Raw genomic sequence first — 23455 nt, 5'->3', positions numbered from 1 at the left:
ATGAATTATCAACTATTGTTACTAGCTTAAAAGTTTCATAAATACAATAATGAAGAAGGAGTGCTCCATATGAATTCAAAGAATAAAAAAGTTTTATTGTTAACAGACATTAAACATGAAATAGAGCCTATTATCCAACAAGTAACTAACATTCAACAAGAAAACATGTTGACTATACACAGCTACGATTCTGTAATTGTACATCCTTATGGAGATATAATGAGATCTATTATTATTGCTATTTATCAAGAAAATGTTGAAGAAATTTTTGTTGTAGGAATAGAGGATAAAGAAACTGATGTAGTTAATCTACAAATTCAACGTGATTCCATAAAAAATAACAGGGAACTAGACTATCTCTTTGAAAATTGCATGCCTGAATTTTCAAGTGGTAGCCTTGATGAATGGCTAAGTGGAAAAGAAAATGTTAGTGAAAATATTGAGAAGAGTATAGATATGATTTGTCATCATCCACTAGTACCGTCTGATGTTAAAGTTCATGGTTTCAAGATTGATAGAACAGGGGAAAAAGAAACGGTTGTTAAAGTTTCTGTTAATAAAGTAGTGAAACAAATGCATTCTTATGTGTAAGTTATCGATAGATAAGCAACTTTTATTTAGTAGATACTGTAATATGTTAAATATTTGGAGTTGTTTCCTTTAAAAGAGTAAAAGAAATCTTCTATAAATGGAGATCTTTTGCTCTTTTTATAATAAAAATAAAAAATTATTTGACGTTTTTTCGAAAAAATTTTTAAGACAAGGCTTTTAGGTTTATGAAAACCTTTATTCATGATAGCAAGATAATTTTGATAAGAAGTATATAGTAAGAATGATTTGGAGATACCGATGGGGATATAACTATTTTATTTAGGACGGTGCAATTAAAATGGATTTACAGAAAGGGAAATTATATTGGAACACGACTTTTTCTAATACACCTTCTTATCCTCGTTTGGACGAAGATATAAAATGTGACGTACTAATAATAGGAGCAGGAAGTTCGGGTGCTCAATCAGCATACTATTTGAGTGAATCAGATTTAAATATTGTTATCGTTGATAAAAGAAAGGTAGGACATGGAAGTAACCTTACAAATACAGCACTTATTCAATATTTAGGTGATAAGATGTTTTTTGAACTTGTAAATACATTTGGGGAAGAGTATGCAGTTAAGCATATGAAATTATGTGAACAAGCTATTAATGATATTGAATATGCTGATCAAAACTTGCCTTATTGCTCTGACTTTAAACGACGCGACAGCTTATATTATGCAAGTTATGAAGAGGATATAAAGAAATTAGAAAAGGAACTGTATTATTTACATAAGCATGATTTTAAAGCGGCTTGGTTATCAGAAAAACAAATTGGACAGAGATATCCATTTAAAAAACGTGCAGCTATTTATACGTATAATGATGGTGAAATAAATCCTTATAAATTTACACATAGTTTATTAGAACAAGCCTCTAATAAAGGAGTTCACATTTATGAAGATACAGAGATTGTTGGCAAAAAGTTAGAGAAAGAATGTGCTATCTTTTATACAAAGGAGGGCAATTCTATTACTGCCAATAAAGTAATTGTGGCTGCAGGATATGAAGGATTGGAATTTAAAAAGGAAAAGAATGCTACACTGATTAGCTCATATGCAATTGTTACTAATCCTGTGGAAGATTTATCTTCTTGGTATAAACGCACTCTCATTTGGGAAACTGCGAGACCATATATTTATATGAGGACTACTGCAGATAATAGGATTATTATAGGTGGATTAGATGAAGATACAAACATTGCTCAAGAAAGAGATTCAAAATTAATCCATAAAAAAGAGAAATTAGTGAATGAATTTAATAAGCTCTTTCCTAATATAACAGTTGAACCTGAATTTTATTTAAGTGCTTTTTATGGTGGTACTCATGATGGTTTACCTATAATTGGAATGTATGAAGAGTTTCCAAATTGTCACTTTATCTATGCGTATGGAGATAATGGATTAGTTTATAGTATGGTACTTTCTAAAATTGTTCGAGATATAATTATTAACGGTTCAAGTCCAGATTTGAATTTATATTTACAAACTAGACCAAAACTAAATGAGTAAACTGCATGTATACAAAATCATAGTAGTAAGGAGCTTATTTAGGGTTCCATTATAAAAAAACGCTATTTTAAATGTATTAGTTTCATGTGACTATTTGTTATGTTTATGAATGCTTAAATAAAGCATTCATAAACAATATTATTTGTTAAATCCATTCATTTTACTAAGTTCAGTTATTTGTATAATCCATTCTTTTTTTAGGTAGGGTAGAGTTGCTTGGATATGATGATATTCCCATTCTTCCTCAATGGTAGGGTAAAGATTAAATAAGTATTTTTCTTCATCATTTGTTACACTTGCTTTAGGATTGCCAGTAAGTTTAAAATAAATGTCGCACCATCCGCTATAGTTTGTTAACATGAATAAAAAATTAGGACATGTGAATTCGATGAGGTATATTTCTTTCTCTAATTGAATATCTGATAGTAATTCTCTTGCAGTCTCATAAGTAGGCTTCTTTTGGTAACCATTGCATGAATGCCATGCCCAAATGGGTAAATCTATAATAAAGTCAATACCTTTCTGTTTCATGTGTCTTACAATGTATTTATATGCTGTGCAATCTTCTTTACTAACAAAAATAGGATCGGCTATAAGCTTACCTTCATTCAAAAGTGTATTTATGGCATTTTGGTTTTGAAAAGTCCATAGGATTGTTGAATCTATAGATGTATTTAAGTTTGATTGTTTATAAAATTGTTTTTTCATCTTTCTCTCCATTTTCTTTTTTATTTTATAAGAGTTTAAGATAAGTACAAAGTGCATTATATTTTTATGTTTATTAAGAGTTGGAAAAATCTATTAAAGATAGAAGAGTTTGTTTGCAATTACAAAAAATGATTCTTATAATCATTTAAAAATAACAGAAGTATTTGTTCTAATAAAGAATGAATTTTGCTTTAAGAATGGGAAAGGATAGCCATGCAAAATAAAATTATTGTTATGTTTCAAAAAGATTTTCGTTTATATGATAACCCAGCTCTATTTGAGGCTGTTCAGTCTGGTGAGGTTCTTCCTGTATATATACAAGATGAAACTTTTTCAATAGGAAGTGCGTCAAAGTGGTGGTTGCACCATGCTGTAATAGATGTAAAGAAGCAACTTGAGGCATTGGGCTCTACTTTAATAATTCGTAAAGGACGTACGGAGGAAGAAATACTTTCTCTCATAGAGCAATTAGATATAACGGCTGTATATTGGAATATTTGTTATGATCCGGACAGATTACAATCTAATCAAAAAATGAAAATGATGTTAGAGGATAAAGGTATTATCTGTAAAGAATTTAATTCGCATTTATTATTAGAACCGTGGATTATTAAAAAGAAAGATAACACTGAATATAAGGTGTTTACGCCTTTTTACAATGCATTTCAAAAGCAGGTAATACCTAAACCTTTTAGCAGAGTGCAGAGTATAAAGTGGGGGAACTCTTTACCAGCAAGCTTATCTGTTTCAGAATTACAATTGTTGCCGATTATACCGTGGACATCTCATATGGAAGTAATATGGGATCCGACAGAAGAAGGGGCATATAAAACATTTAAGAAATTTTTCTCTAGCAAATTAGCCTCTTATAGTGAAGGAAGAGATTTTCCAGATCAAAATGTCCATTCGATGTTGGCACCGTATCTTTCATTTGGTCAAATATCAGTAAAGCTAATGTTTCATTACTTAATAAATAAAAGTACCGAAAGACAATGTAGTCTTTTTGAAAAACAAGTTAATAGCTTTATACGTCAATTAATTTGGCGAGAGTTTTCTTATTATTTACTACATCATTATCCATTTACAGTATATAAACCTCTTAATAAGAGCTTTGAAAATTTCCCGTGGGATAAGGAAGAGGCGTTATTAAGAGTATGGCAAAAGGGGAAAACTGGTTATCCGTTTATTGATGCGGGAATGCGAGAACTATGGAAAACAGGTTTTATGCATAATCGGGCAAGAATGGCTGTAGCCTCTTTTCTTGTAAAGCATTTGTTAATTCCGTGGCAAGAAGGAGCAAAATGGTTTATGGATACACTACTAGATGCTGATATTGCAAATAATACAATGGGATGGCAATGGGTTGCTGGAAGTGGAGCAGATGCATCACCGTACTTTCGTATTTTTAACCCAATCACACAAGGAGAAAAGTTTGATAAAAATGGAGAGTATATAAGAAGATGGGTACCAGAATTAAGAGATATCCCAAACAAATATATACATAAGCCTTGGGAAGCACCTGAGCATATTTTACAAAAATCCAATATAAAACTTGGGGATACATATCCTTTTCCGATTGTTGATCATAAGGCAGCACGGGAGAGAGCCCTTTGTGCATATAAAAGTATGAAAGAATTTGTATGAAATAGGTTAAACAATATGTATTTTGAATTTTAATATTAGAATTTTATCCATTACAAGGACATACTAATCATATAAAGTTTCTATAATCTTCTAGTAAAAAGGAGAATGTTTATGAAAAAATCTAGTATTATAGTATTTTTACTAACATATGGTTTGTTTTATGTTTCTAGTGTTTTATTCCCTATTGATCGTACTTGGTATGATGCGTTAGAAAAGCCGTCTTGGACACCATCTGGTATGACAATCGGAATGATATGGGCTGTATTATTTGGACTTATTGCATTATCAGTTGCAATTATTTACAACAACTATGGATTCAAGTCAAAAACATTTTGGTTTTTATTCCTTTTAAATTATATATGTAATCAAGCGTTCAGCTACTTTCAATTTAGTGAAAAAAATTTATTTTTAGCAACAGTAGATTGTTTACTAGTCGCTATTACTACGTTACTTCTCATTATGTTTTCTTCCAATTTATCTAAAGTATCGGCATGGTTGCTAATCCCATATTTTTTATGGTCTGCATTTGCTACATATTTATCTTGGACAATTTATAGTATAAATTAAAGACGTAAATGAAAACTTGAGCACAATGAAAATGCTCGAGTTTTTATGTTTATTAATGATAATCTAAAGTATAGAATATACACATCTTAGGGAGGTCATATGTGTGAAGAAATGGATAAAAATTGTTCTGTACTCTGTATTAGGTATTTTAATGATTGGAAGTATTACTTTTTTAACTTGGTCTCAGTTTACTTATAAACCAACGAAAGAGGCTTTGTCTTTAGTAGATGATAAAAAAGATGAAGATTATATAGTTTTTGGAGAGAAAGATGCAAATATAGGAGTTATTTTTTATCAAGGAGCTAAAGTAGAAGCCGAGGCTTATAGTTACTTAGGAGAAGCTCTTGCAAAAGATGGGCATTTTGTAGTAATGCCTAAGTTGCCATTAAATTTAGCGATATTTGGAATAAATGAGGTAGACAGTGTAATTGAACAGTATCCGGAAGTTCAAAAATGGTATGTTGCAGGGCATTCAATGGGAGGAGCTATGATTTCTAAGTATGCCTTCCAACATGAAGACAAGGTAGACGGGATTATTTTCTTAGGTTCGTATCCTGCAGATGACTTCTCTACTAAGTCGATTCCGATGTTATCAATTTACGGGGAAGTAGATGCTTTAGCAACTGTAGAAAAAATAGAGAACAATAAAAAGTTCATGTCAAAGAATACAACTATGCACATGATAAAAGGGGGCAATCATGCTCATTTTGGCATGTATGGTGAGCAAAAAGGTGATAATGCGAGTTTAATTACGGCAAAAGCACAACGAGATGAAACAGTGAAAGTAATTGAAGAATGGTTATTGAAACAATGATAACGAATTTAATAAATCTACCGAAAGAATTATCCAAACGGTAGATGGGAGAGAGAATAAAGAGCCAAATCGTATGAATTGGCTCTTTTATTTATTTGCTATCTCCAATTGTCCCCTTATTTTCTCCGGAATATCCTCTTTAGAAATAATATCGTAAGAATACACATACTTTCCTTTCACATGAATTTTTAAGTAAGTTTTTCTTATAAAATCATTAGGTGTGTTCGTTCCAACATTATATTCTTTTTCATTGCTTAATTCATCAACAGCTTTTAGTGAGTACATAGCTTTTCCTTTTTGATGATAATCCGGAAAACCATATCCTTTCGCAACGGCATATACATTTTTTTCTTCAGCAATCGGATTAAATCTGTCTAAATCCCCGCGTAATATGAAAGGTAGTAAGTATATAGGAAGGCCTATTCCTAATATGCAAATTACAAACTTCTTCATGGTCATTTCTCCTCTTGTTCATTTACAGGATTCAGTATAGAAAAAAATTCTTATAAATATAGAGGGAAATTTCTTAAGGTTTTCTTAATAAAGTTTAACCGTGTGAAAAAAACTAACTTGAGCATTAAGCTTGCGGAATGAATAACCAAATAACTTTTTTCTTTATTTTTTGATATTTCTTAAGAACCTATCAAGAAATAAGTGAGTTTTAGGATTTAGAATAAATGTATCTTACAGTAATAAGAGAATTATCTAAATAAATTAGAGTGAGAACAATTAAAGAAAGTATCTTGTGGGGTGCTGCTTTCTTTTAGAATAGAGAACCCCATGGGTCAGTTACATGTAATGCAGCGCTGCGCTTCTATGTCACTGAAAAATTCAATGATAAAAAAAGAGGGGGAAGGCATTTTTTATTGAAGTTTGTTAATGATAGATTTTTAACTAGTTAGGGGGGATCGTAAAATAGATTATTAATCTCTTTAATAATTTTTATTTTCCTTATAGTTGGCATGTTCTATTAGAAATTTTAAATTTTGGAAGGAGAATCAATAATTATGGGTAAGAAAAGAAGAATAAGTAATAAGCTATTACTTGTCAGTGCAATTTTTACAATAGCAATTCCTTCAGTCTCATATGCGGAGGAAGTAATTTCACCTAAAAATTTTACGAGTTCTTCAAGTTTGTATGAGGGACGGAATACGGAAGTATTGAAAACAAGCTTATATCCTGATACATATAACTATCCGTTTAACTACCAATTTAGTTCGAAATTAAAGGAAGCAAACACAACTATAAAAAAAGTAGACAATAGTGATGATGAAAATCCTATTATATCTACTACTCTTTCATTTATTCGCCATATGAATAGTGAAGATTATAAATCTGCATTTGATTTAACCTCAAGGTCATTACAGAAAATAATATCCGAAGAATGGTTGAAGAGCTATTGGGAGGGACTGCCAGTTCAATTACAAGCAGGTTCTTTTATAGAAATTGGAGAGGTTACACAAAAAGAGACAAATCCTGTTCATACAAATGTGGAGATTCAATTAGTTTTTGAAAAAATGACTGTACCTTTACTAATTAAACTAGATCCATCTGGAAAAATAGACGATTTTCAACTCAGCATGTCGTTTAGTCCTGTTGCAGAGCGTCCATCATATAGTAAGCCTGAGTCATTTGTTGATAAAGAAGTAGTAGTTGGAAGTGGTGCATTTCCATTACCAGGAACATTGTCGGTTCCAAAAGGAAAGGGGCCTTTTCCAGCGGTTATTCTTGTTCAAGGATCAGGAGCAACTGATCAGGATGAAACAGCGTTTGCTTTAAAACCATTTCGCGATTTAGCTGAAGGTCTTGCATCGAAGGGAATTGCTGTCCTTCGCTATAATAAAAGAACGTATGAACATGGGTTGAAAACACAATTCAGTCCCTTTTATACAGTTGATAAAGAGACAACAGATGATGCTCTTCTTGTAACTCAATTTCTTAAAAATGAGCCTCTAATAAATAAGAATCAAATATATATTCTTGGTCATAGTCAAGGTGGAATGATGCTTCCGAAAATGATTGAAAAAGACCAAAATAAAAATATTGCTGGAGCAATTGTAATGGGAGGGCCAGCTCGTACGATCCAAGACGTTGTTTTAGATCAATTTGAGTACCTTTTCTCTATTGGAGCAATGAACCTGAATCAATATAAATTCTACAAATCGCAATTTGAATTATTAAATGATCCCAACTTCTCTGGTCAGAATCCCCCAAAAGATTTTTACTTAGGGTCAGCAGTATTTTGGGATTCTATACGGAAAATTAAAGCGGCAGAAATGTCAAAAGAACAAAAGACACCGCTTCTTATTATTCAAGGAGAAAGAGACTATCAAGTTCAATCAAAAATTGAAATTCCTCTTTGGAAAGAACAATTAAAAGAACGAGATAACGTAGATTATCGACTATATCCAAAGTTAAATCATTTCTTTACAGAGGGTGATGGGGAAATAAGTAAGCCAGATGAATATTATAGTCCTGCTAATATCCCTGAGTATGTTATAAATGATATTGCTGCTTGGGTGCAAGGCAGATCACAATTAAATTAGCAACCATATGTTTTAATAAGGACTTTCTTTCCGTAATCAAAATAGAAATATTTTGATTAGGTTGTATGTTTTTTTTAAGCACTCTTTGAAAAGGAGTGCTTTTTTATTTTGCTATGATTTCTATAAAACAATGGGCTTACCTTCCAAACAAATCGTTATTTGGAGCGCTTTTATCAAAGCAAAGTGCTTGTGACATTTCTTTGATATTAAAAACATGAATAACCTATTGTGTAAAATTTTTTGAAAATTTAGGTTTAACATCTTTAAAATAGGTGTATTACATATTACATAACAACTAAATAAAAAAATAAAAAATCTAAAGGAGGAAAGATACGATGCATACGAATGAAAGAAAAACGGTAGTTTATGAATATCAAAATGAACAGGAAGTAGTTATGAAAGTAAAAGAGCTAGAATTGCAAGGGGTTCGCCACGATGACATTTATGTTTTAGCACATGAAAAACATATAACAAAAAGGATTGCGGATGATACAAACACAAATACTATTGGAGTAAAAGAACAAGGATTGGGAACAAGTATTATCAACTTTTTCTCCAAAAAAGGGGACGAACTTCGAAATCAAATGGAAGAAATGGGGTTGTCGAAGGAGGAAGCTAACTTATATGAAGAAAAACTAGATCAAGGGAAGATTTTACTCCTAGTAACAGCTGAAGTACCAATGGCGAATGCTAGGCAGCCGCAAAACTATCATTCTCTGTAATAGATTGCAACATCTGATAAATAGGTAAGGGAATTATTTTAGTTTGTAGCATGGAAGAAAATAAAAATAGAAAAGGATGAGAAAAATGAAACATACAATATTTAAATATGCTGTGATTGGAATTACGACCGGAGTCATAGTCTCCCTATTAAAAAAAGAAAATCGGAAAGCTATACAAACAAAAGGAAAAAGCGTAAAAGAAAAACTACAAGAAGGAAACATAAAGGAAACATTAGAGAAGGTAACTGAGACAAGTAAACAATTTTCTGTAACTGCAGCTAATGTTGCAAAACAAACATTACCACAACTGCTTACAGCCACACCAGTTGTCATTTCTACCATTAAAGACTTAACAGAAAACGAAAATAATAAAAAGAAAACAGGTGAAAAGGATTACGAAATAAATGAAAATAGTAAGAACTTAGACGGGGAAAAAACGAAAAATGAAAAGAAATATGTGAAAGAAGGGAAAGAAGAGAAAGAAGAGAGTGCCTAGATTTAACTCTAAAAATAGAAAGTGAGGAAAAAAGTATGAAATCTCTGTATGCAATTGATGTAGGAATTGGCTTTACCAAAAGGGCATATCGACAGGATGTAGATTCTGAGATGACAATCAAGAGTGAAGCTTCCACACTAGCCCCTGTACCTAATCATGCTGAAAGTGAAGATTTAACAAAGGTAAGTTTTATAGACTTAGATTTTGCATACTACATGGGAAATGAAGCACATCAATCTGACGCTTCGTTTCTTCCTCCATTTGACGAAGAAATAGAAAATTATTATGAAAGCGAACGATTTAAACAACAAATATTTGGTTGCATTGCAAAGGATTATAAAGAAAATGTCGTGTTACCTCTAGTTGTTACCGGGCTCCCCGTTACTTGTTTTGGTAGTCAGCATGAGCAATTACAACGTGCACTAAAAAAAGAAACTTCCGTACAAATTGATGGGAAATTTATTCATATTACGGTGGAAAATGCTTTGATTCTTCAGCAACCGGTCGCTTTACATGCCTATTTCTTAAAAGAGGGAATCATTCAGGAACGAGATCGCATCTTAATTATTGATGGCGGATTTCGTACAGTAGAAATAACAGATATGAAACAGAATGTCATTTTAAATCATTATGAGGCGGAACTAGGGTGTAGCAAGCCTTTGAGAAATATTAAGAATATCGTGCAGAATCATGAGGGTGAAAGTAATCAATTGCATATTAACGACATGCCAAACATATTAGAAAAAGGATATGAATGTCGAGAAGAAAATCATGAGGCAAGTCAGGTTCATACTTTGATTCAAAAAGAGTTGGATGCACACTTCCAAGACGTCATGCGTGTATTACAAGAACAATTTAAGTTAGAACAGTATAACACTATTATTTGGACAGGAGGAATAGTAGATCTCCACAAAAAACGAATTGAAAAAATGCAAAGTGAAATTTCTTCTTTCCGTATGGTAGACGCTTCGAAAGAGGCTGCACTCCATGGATACTACATTATTGGGAGTCAAGTATTTGAGGACATCACCAATCAATCTGCATATGAATCCAAATTATAATAACGAATGAAATGGAGTTCGTTGAATAGACGTGCCAAATTATGTAGCTTCTTTTCCACATATAATAAATTCTTTATAAGAAAAGATAAAAAGTGCTTGTATAGAGGAAATGTTTAAAATTGAAAATAAAAATAACTAATATATAGGGGGTCTTCCTTTTAAAAGAATAAGACCTCCTATGATATTTATTTTGTAATTTAGATGATCTAAAAACTCTTCCTCCAAGACATGAATACCTACATACAAATTTCGTATTACGGATATGATTCGATCAAACATAAAACTATTTAGAAAGGAAGAATAATATGGAATGCATAAAAATGACGAAATGGAGTTGGTATCATGTGAAAACTAGTGAGCTTGAAAAACTTTCTTCTATAATCCCTCGTGATGTAACATCTTATTTCGCTCAATTTGTAAAGAAAATAAGTTCTCCTTGTGAAAATGGATTATATGTTTATACGTTATCACCAAGTCAAACTTGTGTATATGGTTCGTTTTTATATGATCAAGATAAAAAGGACGCCAAAATTCAAAAATTTCTTCATTATTTCGTAGCTGATGGAATACTGATAACAGTTCAGGAAAAAGAGGAAGAGGATTTCCAAAAATTAATACATAATTTCCCTATGGATACAAAAAATTGTAATAGTTCCGCTGAAGGATTATGTGCTATCTTATCAATGTTTATATCTCATTATTTGCGAAAGGTTGACTACTTTGAAAACAATTTCAGAAATGTATTATGGGATTTTTACCATCATAATAACATAGCAGTTTTAGAAAGGATTTATCATATTCGTCATGAATTATTTATGAACACACATGTGTTTCGCTTAATACAAGAAGTGTTACAAGGCCTAAAAGAAGCTTGGTTAGAAAAACTAACAAACACCCTTTGTTATAAACAAACACACGTAAAATTAGAGCGTGGATTACAACTTGTTAAAGAGTACCAAGAAGAATTAGACACGATGATTCATTTACAAGAAGTTGTTTCTTCTCATCGTGGGAATGAAATTATGAAAGCTCTTACTGTATTAACTGCTGTGAGTACGCCTTTGACAGCCTTAGGAGCATTATGGGGTATGAATTTTAAATACATGCCTGAACTAGAATGGAAATATAGCTATTTAATCGCTCTCTTATTTATTATTTTCACAACAGCGGGTATGTATATGTATATGCGATTCAAAGGATGGACAGGTGACTTATTACGAGTAAAGAAAAAGAAATCTTTTTTTAAATCTAATTAATCCTGTTTATAAAAAATATGATAGATATATGGTTTGTAATATTTATTAACTGAGATAGCACCATATCCCCATCAAGTTAAAGTTTTGATGTCCTCGCAATGATAAAAATGGTGAATATTTATATGAAAGATTAGAGCTCTCCTTCCTGTAGGAGAGCTCTAATCTTTGTTTAAAAACTATATCATATACATGGGGGCAGACTCATCATCTGAAATTTGTCCGGATTCAATTTAGAATATGGCAAAAGAGAACTTGCCATTAAAAACAAGCTCTCTTTAAAAGAAATAACGTAATTGAGATACTTATATAGTAACAATTGTTTTCTTCTAATTCCATATGTCATATGTTGAGAAATAAATTATAAATGGATTGATAAAGCTAAAATGAATGATTGACATAATATTTTGACGATAATATAATGAATCTCGAATTCAAGATAACTTGTAAAGGATTGGTAATTATGAGCGTGATTAACGATGAGAGCTTATCTTTAAAGTTATTTGTTATATTATCAAGGGCAGTACAGTCAATTACTAAGCGTATTGAAGAGGATATAAAAAGTTATGGACTTAATCCAACTGAATTTGCAGTGCTTGAGCTACTGTATAGTAAAGGCGATCAGCCTATACAAAAAATTGGAGACAAAATATTACTTGCAAGTAGTAGTATCACGTATGTAGTGGATAAGTTGGAAAAGAAGAGGTTCTTAATACGAAAACCATGTCCTAAAGACCGCCGTGTCACGTATGCGTCAATTACTTCAGAAGGTATTGAACTAATGGATATTATTTTTCCTCAGCATAAAGAGGCGATTCAGCAAATATTTGGTGGTTTGGACTATACTGAGAAAAAAATGATAATCGAAAAGTTGAAAAAATTAGGGTATTATGCACTCGAACTATAAATCTTTAGAAATATATCTCGAATTAGTAATGTCCTAATTAAATATAATTTAAATAAATAGGAGGAAAAATTAATAAATGGTAGTAAATTTATTATAATACAAAATGAATAAAGCGTGTAATTTCAATCGGTATAATATGAAATAAAGTTGTTATGTTAATGTATACATATCGTCCTTTAAATTATAAATCTTTCATAAAGCGGAGAGTGGGTATCAAGAATGGAATTACGTCATTTAGAGTATTTTATTCAAGTTTGTAATAATAATAGTTTTACTAAAGCTGCGGAAGTTCTAGGTATTTCACAGCCGACTTTAAGTCAACAAATACGAGTTTTAGAAGGTGAACTTGATACACCCTTGTTTCATCGAGTTGGAAGAGGTATCAAAATGACAGAAGCGGGTAAGCTGCTATTTGATAAAGGAAAATTTATCATGCAACAATTTGATGACGTTTATAATGAAATTTTTGAATTAAAGGGTGTAAAAAGAGGTGTGATTACTATAGGAGGTTTATTAGAGGATCTCACTTATTTAACACCTTATATTATGAAGTTTCAACAACATTATCCCAACATTGTAGTAAAGATTATAGAATCCGAAGTTGCTGTAAATCAAATCGTTGACAAAAATATTGATTTCGGGATTACACGTAGTGCTCAAATTCCAGACACATTAACAAACACCCTTTTGTATAGTGAAGAGCTCGTCCTTGTAATTCCAAAAAATCATCCTTTGAATGAAAAATCATTTGTTTCTTTTCGAGAATTAGTAGGGCTCAGTAGAGTAATGGTTTCATGTAGTTGTCGTGAATCTATTAAGATATATTGTGAGAGTTTAGGGTTATCTTTATCTGAAGCAAATATAGAAACAAAATCTTCTATTTCTCTATTGAGCCTTGTATACAATGGACATGGTGTTGCCATAATACCTCTTTCACTGGTTAACTTTGTTAATAATGATACTTTGAGCATAGTTCGTATTACTGATCCAACACCAAGTCAAGATATTAATCTTATACACTTTGATGATAAATTTTTAAGTTTTGCAGCACGCATCTTTATGCAGAAGTTAAATGATTCTCAAAAAGTATCAGTGTAATAGAAATAATAATGATCCTAGTGTAACAATTGAAAAAATTAAAATCTATATTAAAGTCGAAGGACAGTGGATTTATATGTGTGGTGTAGTCGATCAAAAAGGGGGATACCATTGACTTTTAATTAAGGAAAAAAGGACAGACTTTGCAAGGAGAGAAGGCTATCAAAAACAAGTTAAGTTAATCAATCAATTCTTCGGTCTTATCGCATAGTAACAGATTCCATGTAGGGATATACACTGCTATTTTGAATTTATATATCCTTATTGTAGAAAGAAAACCACCGGCATTATACCGGTGGTTTTGATTTAGAAAGCAAAGCAAGTACAACCAATACCCCATTTAGTTCCATCTTTTCCTATTACGGTATGAGTGTGTTGATGGAGAGGGTTACTACAACTATGTAACTTGTTATCATGGGAATCGTGAGAAAGTATAGTGTTGGCTAGGTTAGCACCACCATAACCATAAACGCCCGTCGGTGACCAATCAGGTGATGCTGGCGGCAATTCAGGTGATAAGTTTTTAAATTCATTATTTCCATAAACAACCTGCCCACCCATAATGGTGAGCAATGATTCAAGGTCTTTGATTTCTTCTTCCGGCACAGTAAAGTAGTCAGCAGACAATACAGCAATATCAGCAAACTGACCTACTGCCAGGGTTCCTTTTTTACCTTCATCGCCAGAGAACCACGCACTTCCTTTTGAATATAATTCCAGGGCTACTTTTCTATCAAGTTTATTTTTTTCATCGTATATGGAAAGCCCACCAATGGTTTTTCCAGCAACCATCCAGTAAAGAGCAACCCAAGGGTTATAGCTGGAAACCCTGGTTGCATCACTACCGGCGCCAACAGGTATACCAAGGTCTAACATACGATAAATCGGAGGAGTATGCTTTGCAGCTTCCTTTCCGTATAAGTCAACAAAGTATTCACCTTGAAAAGCCATGCGGTCTTGGATGGCAATACCGCCATTTAAAGCCTTAACACGTTCCATACTACGATCTGAGATTGTTTCTGCATGATCAAACCACCAGCGTAGCCCATTAAAAGGAATTTCTCTGTTAACTTCCTCAAATACATTTAAGAAACGTGTGATTGACTCGTCATAAGTTGCATGTAAACGGAATGGCCAACGGTTTTCCACCAATAGAGAAATTACTTTCTTTAAGTCGGCTTCCATTACTGTAGCTAGTTCGGGCCGTGGCATTTGAAATTTTTCAAAATCGGCTGCCGAGAATACTAACATTTCTCCGGCACCATTCATTTTATACTTATCATTTCCTTGACCGGGAGAAACAATTTTTGCCCATGAAGCAAAGTCTTCATATTCATGATTAGGATTTTGCGTAAATAGATTATAAGCAATACGCAAAGTTAATTGTTCCTTCTCGGCTAAATGTTCAACAACTTTGTAGTCATCAGGGTAATTTTGGAAACCACCACCTGCGTCGATGGCACTTGTAATACCTAATCTATTTAATTCACGCATAAAATGGCGAGTTGAGTTAATCTGGTCGTCAAGATTAAGTACTGGAGCTTTACCCAAACTTGAATAAAGAATAGAAGCGTTAGGGTTAGCAATTAAAAGGCCCGTTGGATTACCTCTTTTATCCCGCTGAATTAAACAGCCTGGAGGGTCTGGGGTATCTTTCGTGTATCCCAGTGCACGTAGCCCTGCACGATTTACAAGTGCTCTATCGTAAAGATGTAGCACAAAGACAGGCGTGTCTTCAGAAACAGCATTAATCTCTTCTAATGTTGGCATCCGTCTCTCTTTAAATTGAAATTCAGACCAACCTCCAACTACTCTTACCCACTGAGGAGCAGGTGTACGCCTTGCCTGTTCTTTGAGCATTTCTAGAGCAATAAAAAGTGATGGCACGCCTTCCCAACGTAATTCCATATTATAATGCAGACCACCACGAATCACGTGTATATGGGAGTCATTCAGGCCTGGAATAGCTCTCTTTCTTTTAAGGTCTATTTTTTTTGTTTTTTCCGTGGCACTATTAAGAAGCTCATCTCCACCTACTGCAGTGACTAAACCATCAGTTATGGCGATAGCAGATACCTCAGGCTGAGAAGGGTCAAGGGTAGTAATTTTTCCGTTATATAAGATCATATCCGGTAAATTCATGTTCACACCTCGTCTACTTTCTATTATTTTGTAACCATGGATGAAATAATTTACCGAAAATCGGCATGACTACCCATGATAGCAAGGACACTATACATACAGAAACAAAAAAAGCTGACATAATAGGATTCATATGTTTTATAATAGGTCCTATCACTTTAGGAACTAACATGCTAAGAGGCCATACACCCAGAAGGGTAATGATAGACATTTTCCATTTTGGCGGTGGAACTGGCGTTTTCGGAGTAACAAACCAATAAGCCAAACTGCTTTCAGTTTTGTAAGTTGGATTAGTGGCTTGAAATTGCTCCGCCGTTTTTAACAAATCCCGGCGAACATCTGATTCTTGCCAAGTACGTAGATGCTCATACGTATCAAAGCGAAAAATAACAGTATACTCTCTGGATTCGTTACTTGGGACTATTAGATTTACACCTAAATGTCCTGGGAATTTAGTAGCCGCAGCCTCAATTTCATGTCTCCATGTTTCAAACTGTTTTTCTCTACCTTCTTGAATTTCCCATGTAACAATCGTTGTTACTGGATTGCCGGCATCCATCGTGTTCCCTGTATAAGTCTCTTCGACAGCTACTCCTTCTTGTTTCATATTTTCCTGCTTGGAAGCGCGCCATGCACCATAGTATATGCGTATTCTACACCTTGACCATAAGCACCAGTGTGTTCCTTTACAATCTCCATTACAGCATCATAAGTGTCTTTGTGTGCCCAGTCACGTTGGTATTCAAGTAAAACTTGAATTGCTGTCACTGGAATTGCACCAGCTTGTTCTACACGACGCATAGCAGCGTTATGTGCTGTCAAACTAGTACCACCTGAAGCATCATCAACTGCATATACCTCATAGCCAGCTTTAATTGCTTCAAGCACAGGGAATGCAAGGCAAACTTCAGTCCAAAGTGCTGCAAATATTAATTTCTTTCTACCGGTTGCTTTAACTGCCTCAACAAATTTCGGATCTTCCCAAGAGTTCATTGAACTACGTTCTATAATTTCATGGTTTGGGAATATATCAAGAATTTGTGGCCAAAAATAACCAGAAAAGCTGCGTGTTTCAACTGTAGTAAGAATAGTAGGTACGTTAAAAGTTTTTGCTGATTTAGCAAGTAGCATAACGTTATTAATCAATGTTTGTCTATCAATACTTGCAACTCCAAAAGTCATTTGAGGTTGAAAATCAATTAAAATTAAGGCACTGTTCTCCGGATTTAACAATTCTAAATTACTCATAATAAAACGCTCCTTTTTCAATTGTTTATTGAAAGTAATGTATCTTCTGTCAATTGAAGCTCTACTATACTTTTTAATTTAAATTTAGTGCTGATTTAATCAGCACTAAATTTATACTATCTACTTTAAAAAAGGTGATTTAAAGCTATTTCCTTGAGATACATTTATGCATTTTGTTTACTAAGATCTCGCTGAGCTCCTCTATAGCTTCCAATTATATTTTGATAGCCTGGAAGATTGCTAGCAAGCAAATTGCCAAAACCTTCGACATCGTTGCGCCAATCGCGTTGTAATTCGCAAGCTACGCTAAACCAGTTCATAAGTTGCACGCCACTATGTGCCATACGTGTATTGGCAGCATCTGCAACTTGTTTACTGAAAGTTCCTGAAGCATCAGTAACAGCAAATACTTCATATCCAGCTTTTATAGCGGAAAGTGCCGGGAAAGCAACACAAACGTCCGTAACTACGCCTGCGATGATAAGTTGTTTTTTTCCAGTTTCTTCGATTGCTTTTACAAAATCATCATTATCCCATGCGTTAATTTGTCCAGGTCGAGCTATTTTTGGTGCATGAGGAAAGAGATCAACCAATTCTTGCATTAAAGGTCCATTAGGCCCGTTTTCAAAACTTGTTGTTAAAATAACTGGTAAATTAAAAAACTTAGCAGTATGAGCAAGAGCTAAAACATTGTTCTTGAATTCATCAACACCATAGTCACGTACTAGTCCGGACATAAGACCAGTTTGATGATCTACTAAAAGCACAACAGCATCATCTTTGTTAATACGAGAATAGAGATCAGTCATTATGTATTCCTCCTAAAAATTAAGTAATCGAAGAAAGTTTAAATAGTCGGATACTATCATAAGTTTCTTCGTTTATAACTAAGCTGACCAATAATATTGGTTATAGCAGCATTCACAGAACATGAAGTGCTATACAAATTTATAGTATTTGAAAACTGATTCGTTAATCAATTCTAAATTATCTATAATTTGTATAGGTCGTAACTATAGTTGTTTTCACTATAAAATAGATTGGTTTTACCTATACATCCTATAGATAGAACGATATTGATAGTCACCTATTTTTGTTATTACAATTGAATAGGAGTAATGTTCAGTAATTATTTTATGATGCAAAAGGTATTAGAGGGGGGATTGTTCCAAAAGGAGAAAATGAATGCATTGGAACAATAGAGTTTCATACTTAGAATTCACAACATAAACGTGCATGAATAGGTTATGACGTTCATCCAGATTATTGAAGAAAAGGATACATATTGGAATATTTTTAGGAGGTAGAAGCATGGCTAAAATTACTGTAGGAACCGAAAAGCAAGAACCAATTGAGATATATTATGAGGATCATGGCACAGGAAAACCAGTTGTACTCATTCATGGTTGGCCGTTAAGTGGTCGATCTTGGGAATACCAAGTTCCCGCTCTTGTTGAGGCTGGATACAGAGTTATAACATATGATCGTCGAGGATTTGGACAATCATCTCAGCCGTGGGAAGGGTATGAATATGATACCTTTACTTCTGATTTACATCAACTATTAGAACATTTAGAGCTTCAAAATGTCACACTTGTTGGTTTTTCTATGGGTGGAGGCGAAGTAGCCCGGTATATTAGTACGTATGGAACAGATCGTATTGAAAAGGCTGTTTTTGCTGGGGCAGTTCCTCCGTATTTATACAAATCAGAGGATCATCCTGAAGGGGCCTTAGATGATGCAACAATTGAAGCATTCAAAAGTGGTGTGATAAATGACCGCCTTGCATTTCTTGATGAATTTACTAAGGGATTTTTCGCGGCTGGTAATCGAACAGATTTAGTTAGTGAGCCATTCCGTTTATATAATTGGGATATTGCAGCCAGTGCATCACCTAAAGGAACACTTGATTGTATTACCGCCTTTAGTAAGACAGATTTTAGAAAAGACTTGGAGAAGTTTAATATACCTACTCTTATTATTCACGGTGATTCTGATGCAACTGTACCATATGAATATAGTGGGAAATTAACACATGAAGCAATTCCTAATTCTAAAGTAGCCTTAATAAAGGGTGGTCCACATGGGCTAAATGCAACGCATGCTAAAGAATTTAATGAAGCACTCCTATTATTTTTAAAGGACTGATTACAACTATATAATTGTTAGTTGATAAATTATAAATAAGTAAAAAATAAAGATTTATAAAAGATGCTCTTGGATAAATCCAGGAGCATCTTTTTAAATGGTGGTATTGATATGTTAGGTTGATAAATCTTCATTAGTTTCGAATTGAATATTCTTCTTAACAGCAAAAATTTATTGTTTAGAGTTTTTTAGGTCTTTTAGATGTATTGCTATATTACTATCAAGATAATATTTTGAATAATCCTCAAAACAAAGAAATATACATTTTTTTGAGGAAGAAATATCTTGTCAGAAAACAATAAAATCTTATTAATTTTTATAATTGGTAGAATTTTTATGGAAATAATTCTCTTAATATATTAAAATAACATCGTATTATGTCAGATTTTAATTAGGGGAGAGAAATTTTATGTTGAAAAAAATTATTCCAGTTGCTTTAGCATTAAGTACAGTTACTTTTACTAGTGTATTTGCTGCGCCTTCAATCCAAGCAAGTACAGAACAAAATCGCTACATAGATGTACAAATGCTCGGTATTAACGATTTTCATGGGCAACTAGACACTGTAAAAAAAATTAACAATAAAGATGCAGGGGGAATTGAGTACTTAGGGGCTTATTTACGTGATCGTGAAAAACAAAATCCAAATACATTAAAGGTACATGCTGGAGATGTTGTTGGAGCAAGTACTCCTGTTTCAGCATTATTACAAGACGAACCTACAATTGAATTTCTAAATGATTTGAAATTCGATGTTGGAACGATAGGAAATCATGAATTTGATGAAGGTGTTGAAGAAATGAACCGCCTTATTTATGGTGGATACCATGAGAAAACAGGAAATTTTAAAGGAGCAAAATTCCCATATGTTGCTGCAAATTTCTATAATAAATCCACCGGTCGTTTATTTTTACCACCATTCACTATAAAAAAGGTACAAGGAGTTCCTGTTGGCTTTATTGGAGTCGTAACAACGGATGTTCCTAACCTTGTTATGCCTACTATGCTAAAGAATGTAGAAATTACAGATGAAGTTGAAGCTATTAACAAATCCGTAAAGCAATTAAAAAAACTAGGCGTTAAATCTATCGTTGTTCTTGCACATAACGGAGGTATAACAGATGGGAACGGCGTAACAAATGGTGATATCGTCCGATTAGCAAATGAGACTGATCCAGAAGTCGATGTTATTTTTGGTGGCCATAGCCACACCTATGTAAATGGAACTGTTAATAATAAACTTGTCGTACAAGCAAATTCTTATGGTATGGCTTTTGCTGATGTTGATGTAAAGATTGATCGTAAGACACAAGATATTGTTGAGAAAAAAGCAGAAATTGTTACAACTTATCATGAAGGCATAGAGCCTGATAAAAAAATAAAGAAGAAGATGGAGAAATATCAAGCAAAAATCGCACCTCTTGTTAATGAAGTTGTAGGTAAGTCTATCGCTCCACTAGATCGCAAACAAAATATGGCTGGTGAATCTACTCTTGGAAATTTAGTTGCTGATGCTCAGCGTACAACAATGCAATCCCAAATTGCACTTATGAATCCTGGTGGTATTCGTAATGACTTAGATGCTGGTGATATTACATGGGGAGAGATATATGGTATTCAACCATTCGGAAATCAATTAATAAAAGTAAATTTAACAGGTCAAGACATTCGTGATATTTTAAATCAACAATGGCAAAAAGACATAACAAGAATGCTTCAAATTTCAGGTATCCAATACACTTGGGATGCGAACAAGCCTAATGGAGAAAAAGTAACAAGTATTCGCTTAACAAATGGAGAAGAAATTATTCCTTCTAAAACTTACAGCGTCGTTGCGAACGCATTTCTAGCTTCAGGTGGAGATGGATTTGTATCCTTTAAAAACGGTAAAGATGCTGAAACAGGACCAACTGATTTTGAAGCATTAGTAGATTATATAAAAAAATCAAAAGAACCAATTCAGTCTATTATTGATGGAAGAATTCAAAAGATAAATTAGTTTTTTATTAATCTCAAAAACAACTAGATTACCTGTGCGCTATACTCTTTAGTGTGCAGGTAATCTATTTTTTTGATTTGAAATAGTCTAACTGTGGCCAATGGGTATACCGTCTAGATGCAGAGTGCCGAAAAAAATGAAGTGAACAAAAAATAACCCCTAAATTAACTCTATGATAAAGAGACTACAAACAATCAAAATTTGGAACTTCATATTAACCATATATTAACTACGTTAATAATACATACTGAAATTGAATACTTTAGATAACATCATTTATAACGAATATCTGTACATTATAATGTTATGCAATGAGGAATTTACAATACAATGAATTGAAGCTTATTTAGTTTTATATTCGTATAAGTGAATTAAGAATTTCTTAAGAACCTATTAAGAAATAAGTGAGTTTTAGGAACTAGAATAAATGTATCTTAACAGTAATAAGAAAATGAATGTTTTAAACGGAAGTTGGCAGAGTATGTCAAAAAGCTATAAGTAAATATTTCAGGAGGTTTTTTATGAAAAAGAAAATGATTATTGCAATTGTTGTTTCTGCTATAACAATGACTCATTTTGTAGGAAATACTTATGCAGATTCGAAAACAGAGGTTTCTGTTACAGCTCCCTATAATACAAATCAAATAGCGAAATGGTTAGAAGCACATGCAAAGCCTTTAAAAACAACTAATCCAACTGCATCTCTTAATGATTTGAAACCACTTAAGGATATGGTAGGTTCAGCTTCAATTGTAGGTTTAGGTGAAGCTACGCATGGGGCTCATGAAGTTTTTACGATGAAACACCGCATTGTTAAGTATTTAGTATCTGAAAAGGGCTTTACCAATCTAGTTTTAGAAGAGGGATGGGACAGGGCCTTGGAACTTGATCGATATGTTCTTACTGGTAAGGGAAACCCAAGCCAACATCTAACACCTGTATTTAAGACGAAAGAAATGCTAGATTTACTTGATTGGATTCGGCAATATAATGCTAATCCAAAACATAAATCGAAAGTACGTGTCATCGGGATGGACATTCAATCAGTAAACGAAAATGTTTATAATAATATAATAGAATATATTAAAGCAAATAATTCAAAACTATTGCCTAGAGTAGAAGAGAAGATAAAAGGGCTTATTCCTGTAACAAAGGATATGAATACTTTTGAAAGCCTTACGAAAGAAGAAAAAGAAAAGTATGTTTTAGATGCTAAACAAATTAGTGCTTTATTAGAGGAAAATAAAAGCTATTTAAATGGGAAATCTAAAGAGTTTGCATGGATAAAGCAAAATGCTCGTATTATTGAACAGTTTACTACAATGTTAGCGACACCTCCTGATAAACCAGCGGATTTTTATTTGAAACATGATATTGCAATGTATGAAAATGCGAAGTGGACTGAAGAACATTTAGGAAAAACCATTGTATGGGGACATAATGGACACGTTTCGAAAACAAATATGCTTTCTTTTATATACCCTAAAGTAGCAGGGCAGCATTTAGCAGAATATTACGGAAAACGGTACGTATCTATTGGAACGTCAGTTTATGAAGGACAATACAATGTGAAGAATAGCAATGGTGAATTTGGCCCCTATGGAACATTAAAATCGGATGATCCAAACAGTTATAATTACATTTTTGGACAGGTCAAAAAAGATCAATTTTTTATTGATTTACGTAAGGCGAACGGCGTGACAAAAACTTGGTTAAACGAACAACATCCAATTTTCGCTGGAATAACTACCGAAGGGCCTGATATACCAAAAACTGTTGATATATCATTAGGTAAAGCGTTTGATATACTTGTTCAAATTCAAAAAGTGAGTCCATCTCAAGTACATCAATAAATTTAGAATCATGTGCCTTAATGACAAATTTCATAGTGTTTCATATAACACAATGAAATTTGTTCTATATAGCAAGCAGAATAATCGCATTAGAAAAAATTAGCAGTTTAACCTGTTAAGAGTAAAACGAATCTTCAATATG

Annotated in this window: 21 protein-coding genes; 15 read left to right on the top strand and 6 right to left on the bottom strand. The window is 33.1% G+C overall.

Annotation, left to right across the window (positions count from 1 at the left end):
* The first annotated feature begins 69 nt into the window (after positions 1–69).
* Positions 70–591: a carbonic anhydrase gene (locus tag ACTFO4_RS13030; protein ID WP_001086255.1), complete on the top strand. Its 522-nt coding sequence runs from the start codon at positions 70–72 to the stop codon at positions 589–591.
* 298 nt (positions 592–889) lie between these two features.
* Positions 890–2107 carry an NAD(P)/FAD-dependent oxidoreductase gene (locus tag ACTFO4_RS13025; RefSeq protein ID WP_000365631.1) on the top strand — a complete coding sequence of 406 codons (1218 nt, stop codon included), beginning with the start codon at positions 890–892 and terminating at the stop codon, positions 2105–2107.
* Between the two features lie 138 nt (positions 2108–2245).
* Here the strand turns inward: ACTFO4_RS13025 and ACTFO4_RS13020 are convergent, their stop codons facing one another.
* Entirely contained in the window at positions 2246–2815 is a 570-nt protein-coding gene (locus ACTFO4_RS13020; RefSeq protein WP_000743889.1) for a DUF3841 domain-containing protein, read from the bottom strand.
* Between the two features lie 213 nt (positions 2816–3028).
* Here ACTFO4_RS13020 and ACTFO4_RS13015 point away from each other — a divergent pair, with 213 nt between their 5' ends.
* From ACTFO4_RS13015 to ACTFO4_RS13005, 3 genes are all read left to right on the top strand, one after another.
* On the top strand, positions 3029–4459 hold the full coding sequence (locus tag ACTFO4_RS13015; protein ID WP_410987913.1) for a cryptochrome/photolyase family protein: 1431 nt from the start codon (positions 3029–3031) through the stop codon (positions 4457–4459).
* Positions 4460–4570: 111 nt separating this feature from the next.
* Positions 4571–5026 (top strand): TspO/MBR family protein, encoded by a 456-nt coding sequence (locus ACTFO4_RS13010; protein ID WP_000749756.1) that lies wholly within the window; start codon positions 4571–4573, stop codon positions 5024–5026.
* A gap of 103 nt (positions 5027–5129) precedes the next feature.
* Positions 5130–5840: an alpha/beta hydrolase gene (locus ACTFO4_RS13005; RefSeq protein WP_000758852.1), complete on the top strand. Its 711-nt coding sequence runs from the start codon at positions 5130–5132 to the stop codon at positions 5838–5840.
* 87 nt (positions 5841–5927) lie between these two features.
* Here ACTFO4_RS13005 and ACTFO4_RS13000 read toward each other — a convergent pair whose 3' ends face one another.
* Positions 5928–6293, bottom strand: coding sequence for a YxeA family protein (locus ACTFO4_RS13000; protein WP_000714885.1), 366 nt, complete (start codon positions 6291–6293; stop codon positions 5928–5930).
* A 554-nt stretch (positions 6294–6847) separates the two neighbouring features.
* Here ACTFO4_RS13000 and ACTFO4_RS12995 point away from each other — a divergent pair.
* From ACTFO4_RS12995 to ACTFO4_RS12965, 7 genes are all read left to right on the top strand, one after another.
* On the top strand, positions 6848–8386 hold the full coding sequence (locus ACTFO4_RS12995; protein ID WP_410987914.1) for an alpha/beta hydrolase: 1539 nt from the start codon (positions 6848–6850) through the stop codon (positions 8384–8386).
* Between the two features lie 335 nt (positions 8387–8721).
* Positions 8722–9108 (top strand): general stress protein, encoded by a 387-nt coding sequence (locus ACTFO4_RS12990; protein ID WP_000557320.1) that lies wholly within the window; start codon positions 8722–8724, stop codon positions 9106–9108.
* Between the two features lie 85 nt (positions 9109–9193).
* Positions 9194–9604 carry a peptidase U61 gene (locus tag ACTFO4_RS12985; RefSeq protein ID WP_410987915.1) on the top strand — a complete coding sequence of 137 codons (411 nt, stop codon included), beginning with the start codon at positions 9194–9196 and terminating at the stop codon, positions 9602–9604.
* A gap of 35 nt (positions 9605–9639) precedes the next feature.
* Positions 9640–10665: a ParM/StbA family protein gene (locus tag ACTFO4_RS12980; RefSeq protein WP_017673629.1), complete on the top strand. Its 1026-nt coding sequence runs from the start codon at positions 9640–9642 to the stop codon at positions 10663–10665.
* A 305-nt stretch (positions 10666–10970) separates the two neighbouring features.
* A complete protein-coding gene (locus ACTFO4_RS12975) occupies positions 10971–11921 on the top strand; it encodes a magnesium transporter CorA family protein (protein WP_410987916.1) in 951 nt (316 codons plus the stop codon).
* A gap of 460 nt (positions 11922–12381) precedes the next feature.
* Positions 12382–12825 carry a MarR family winged helix-turn-helix transcriptional regulator gene (locus ACTFO4_RS12970; RefSeq protein WP_000111425.1) on the top strand — a complete coding sequence of 148 codons (444 nt, stop codon included), beginning with the start codon at positions 12382–12384 and terminating at the stop codon, positions 12823–12825.
* 219 nt (positions 12826–13044) lie between these two features.
* Positions 13045–13923: a LysR family transcriptional regulator gene (locus ACTFO4_RS12965; RefSeq protein ID WP_000423188.1), complete on the top strand. Its 879-nt coding sequence runs from the start codon at positions 13045–13047 to the stop codon at positions 13921–13923.
* Between the two features lie 306 nt (positions 13924–14229).
* Here ACTFO4_RS12965 and ACTFO4_RS12960 read toward each other — a convergent pair whose 3' ends face one another.
* From ACTFO4_RS12960 to ycaC, 4 genes are all read right to left on the bottom strand, one after another.
* The gene (locus ACTFO4_RS12960; protein WP_001052854.1) at positions 14230–16065 is read right to left on the bottom strand and encodes an amidohydrolase; all 1836 of its coding nucleotides are present in this window, start codon (positions 16063–16065) and stop codon (positions 14230–14232) included.
* 13 nt (positions 16066–16078) lie between these two features.
* A complete protein-coding gene (locus ACTFO4_RS12955) occupies positions 16079–16672 on the bottom strand; it encodes an antibiotic biosynthesis monooxygenase (protein ID WP_078421379.1) in 594 nt (197 codons plus the stop codon).
* Positions 16669–17313: a hydrolase gene (locus ACTFO4_RS12950; protein ID WP_000067162.1), complete on the bottom strand. Its 645-nt coding sequence runs from the start codon at positions 17311–17313 to the stop codon at positions 16669–16671. The genes ACTFO4_RS12955 and ACTFO4_RS12950 overlap by 4 nt, the downstream gene beginning before the upstream one ends.
* 164 nt (positions 17314–17477) lie before the next feature.
* Complete coding sequence (gene ycaC, locus ACTFO4_RS12945; RefSeq protein WP_000131227.1) at positions 17478–18122, bottom strand: isochorismate family cysteine hydrolase YcaC; 645 nt, start codon at positions 18120–18122, stop codon at positions 17478–17480.
* A gap of 502 nt (positions 18123–18624) precedes the next feature.
* Between ycaC and ACTFO4_RS12940 the strand changes: the two genes are divergently transcribed.
* The 3 genes from ACTFO4_RS12940 (at position 18625) to ACTFO4_RS12930 (ending at position 23313) form a co-directional block, all read left to right on the top strand.
* Positions 18625–19461: a bromoperoxidase gene (locus ACTFO4_RS12940; RefSeq protein ID WP_001074300.1), complete on the top strand. Its 837-nt coding sequence runs from the start codon at positions 18625–18627 to the stop codon at positions 19459–19461.
* Positions 19462–19870: 409 nt separating this feature from the next.
* Positions 19871–21460 (top strand): bifunctional metallophosphatase/5'-nucleotidase, encoded by a 1590-nt coding sequence (locus ACTFO4_RS12935; RefSeq protein WP_000913780.1) that lies wholly within the window; start codon positions 19871–19873, stop codon positions 21458–21460.
* 521 nt (positions 21461–21981) lie between these two features.
* The gene (locus tag ACTFO4_RS12930) at positions 21982–23313 is read left to right on the top strand and encodes an erythromycin esterase family protein (RefSeq protein ID WP_332284291.1); all 1332 of its coding nucleotides are present in this window, start codon (positions 21982–21984) and stop codon (positions 23311–23313) included.
* Positions 23314–23455 lie beyond the last annotated feature (142 nt).

The organism is Bacillus cereus group sp. MYBKT14-1 (genome assembly GCF_051915185.1).
Taxonomy (GTDB): Bacteria; Bacillota; Bacilli; order Bacillales; family Bacillaceae_G; genus Bacillus_A; species Bacillus_A cereus.
The sequence above is the reverse complement of the archived record's forward strand: the minus strand, read 5'-3'. Positions and strand labels throughout refer to the sequence as shown.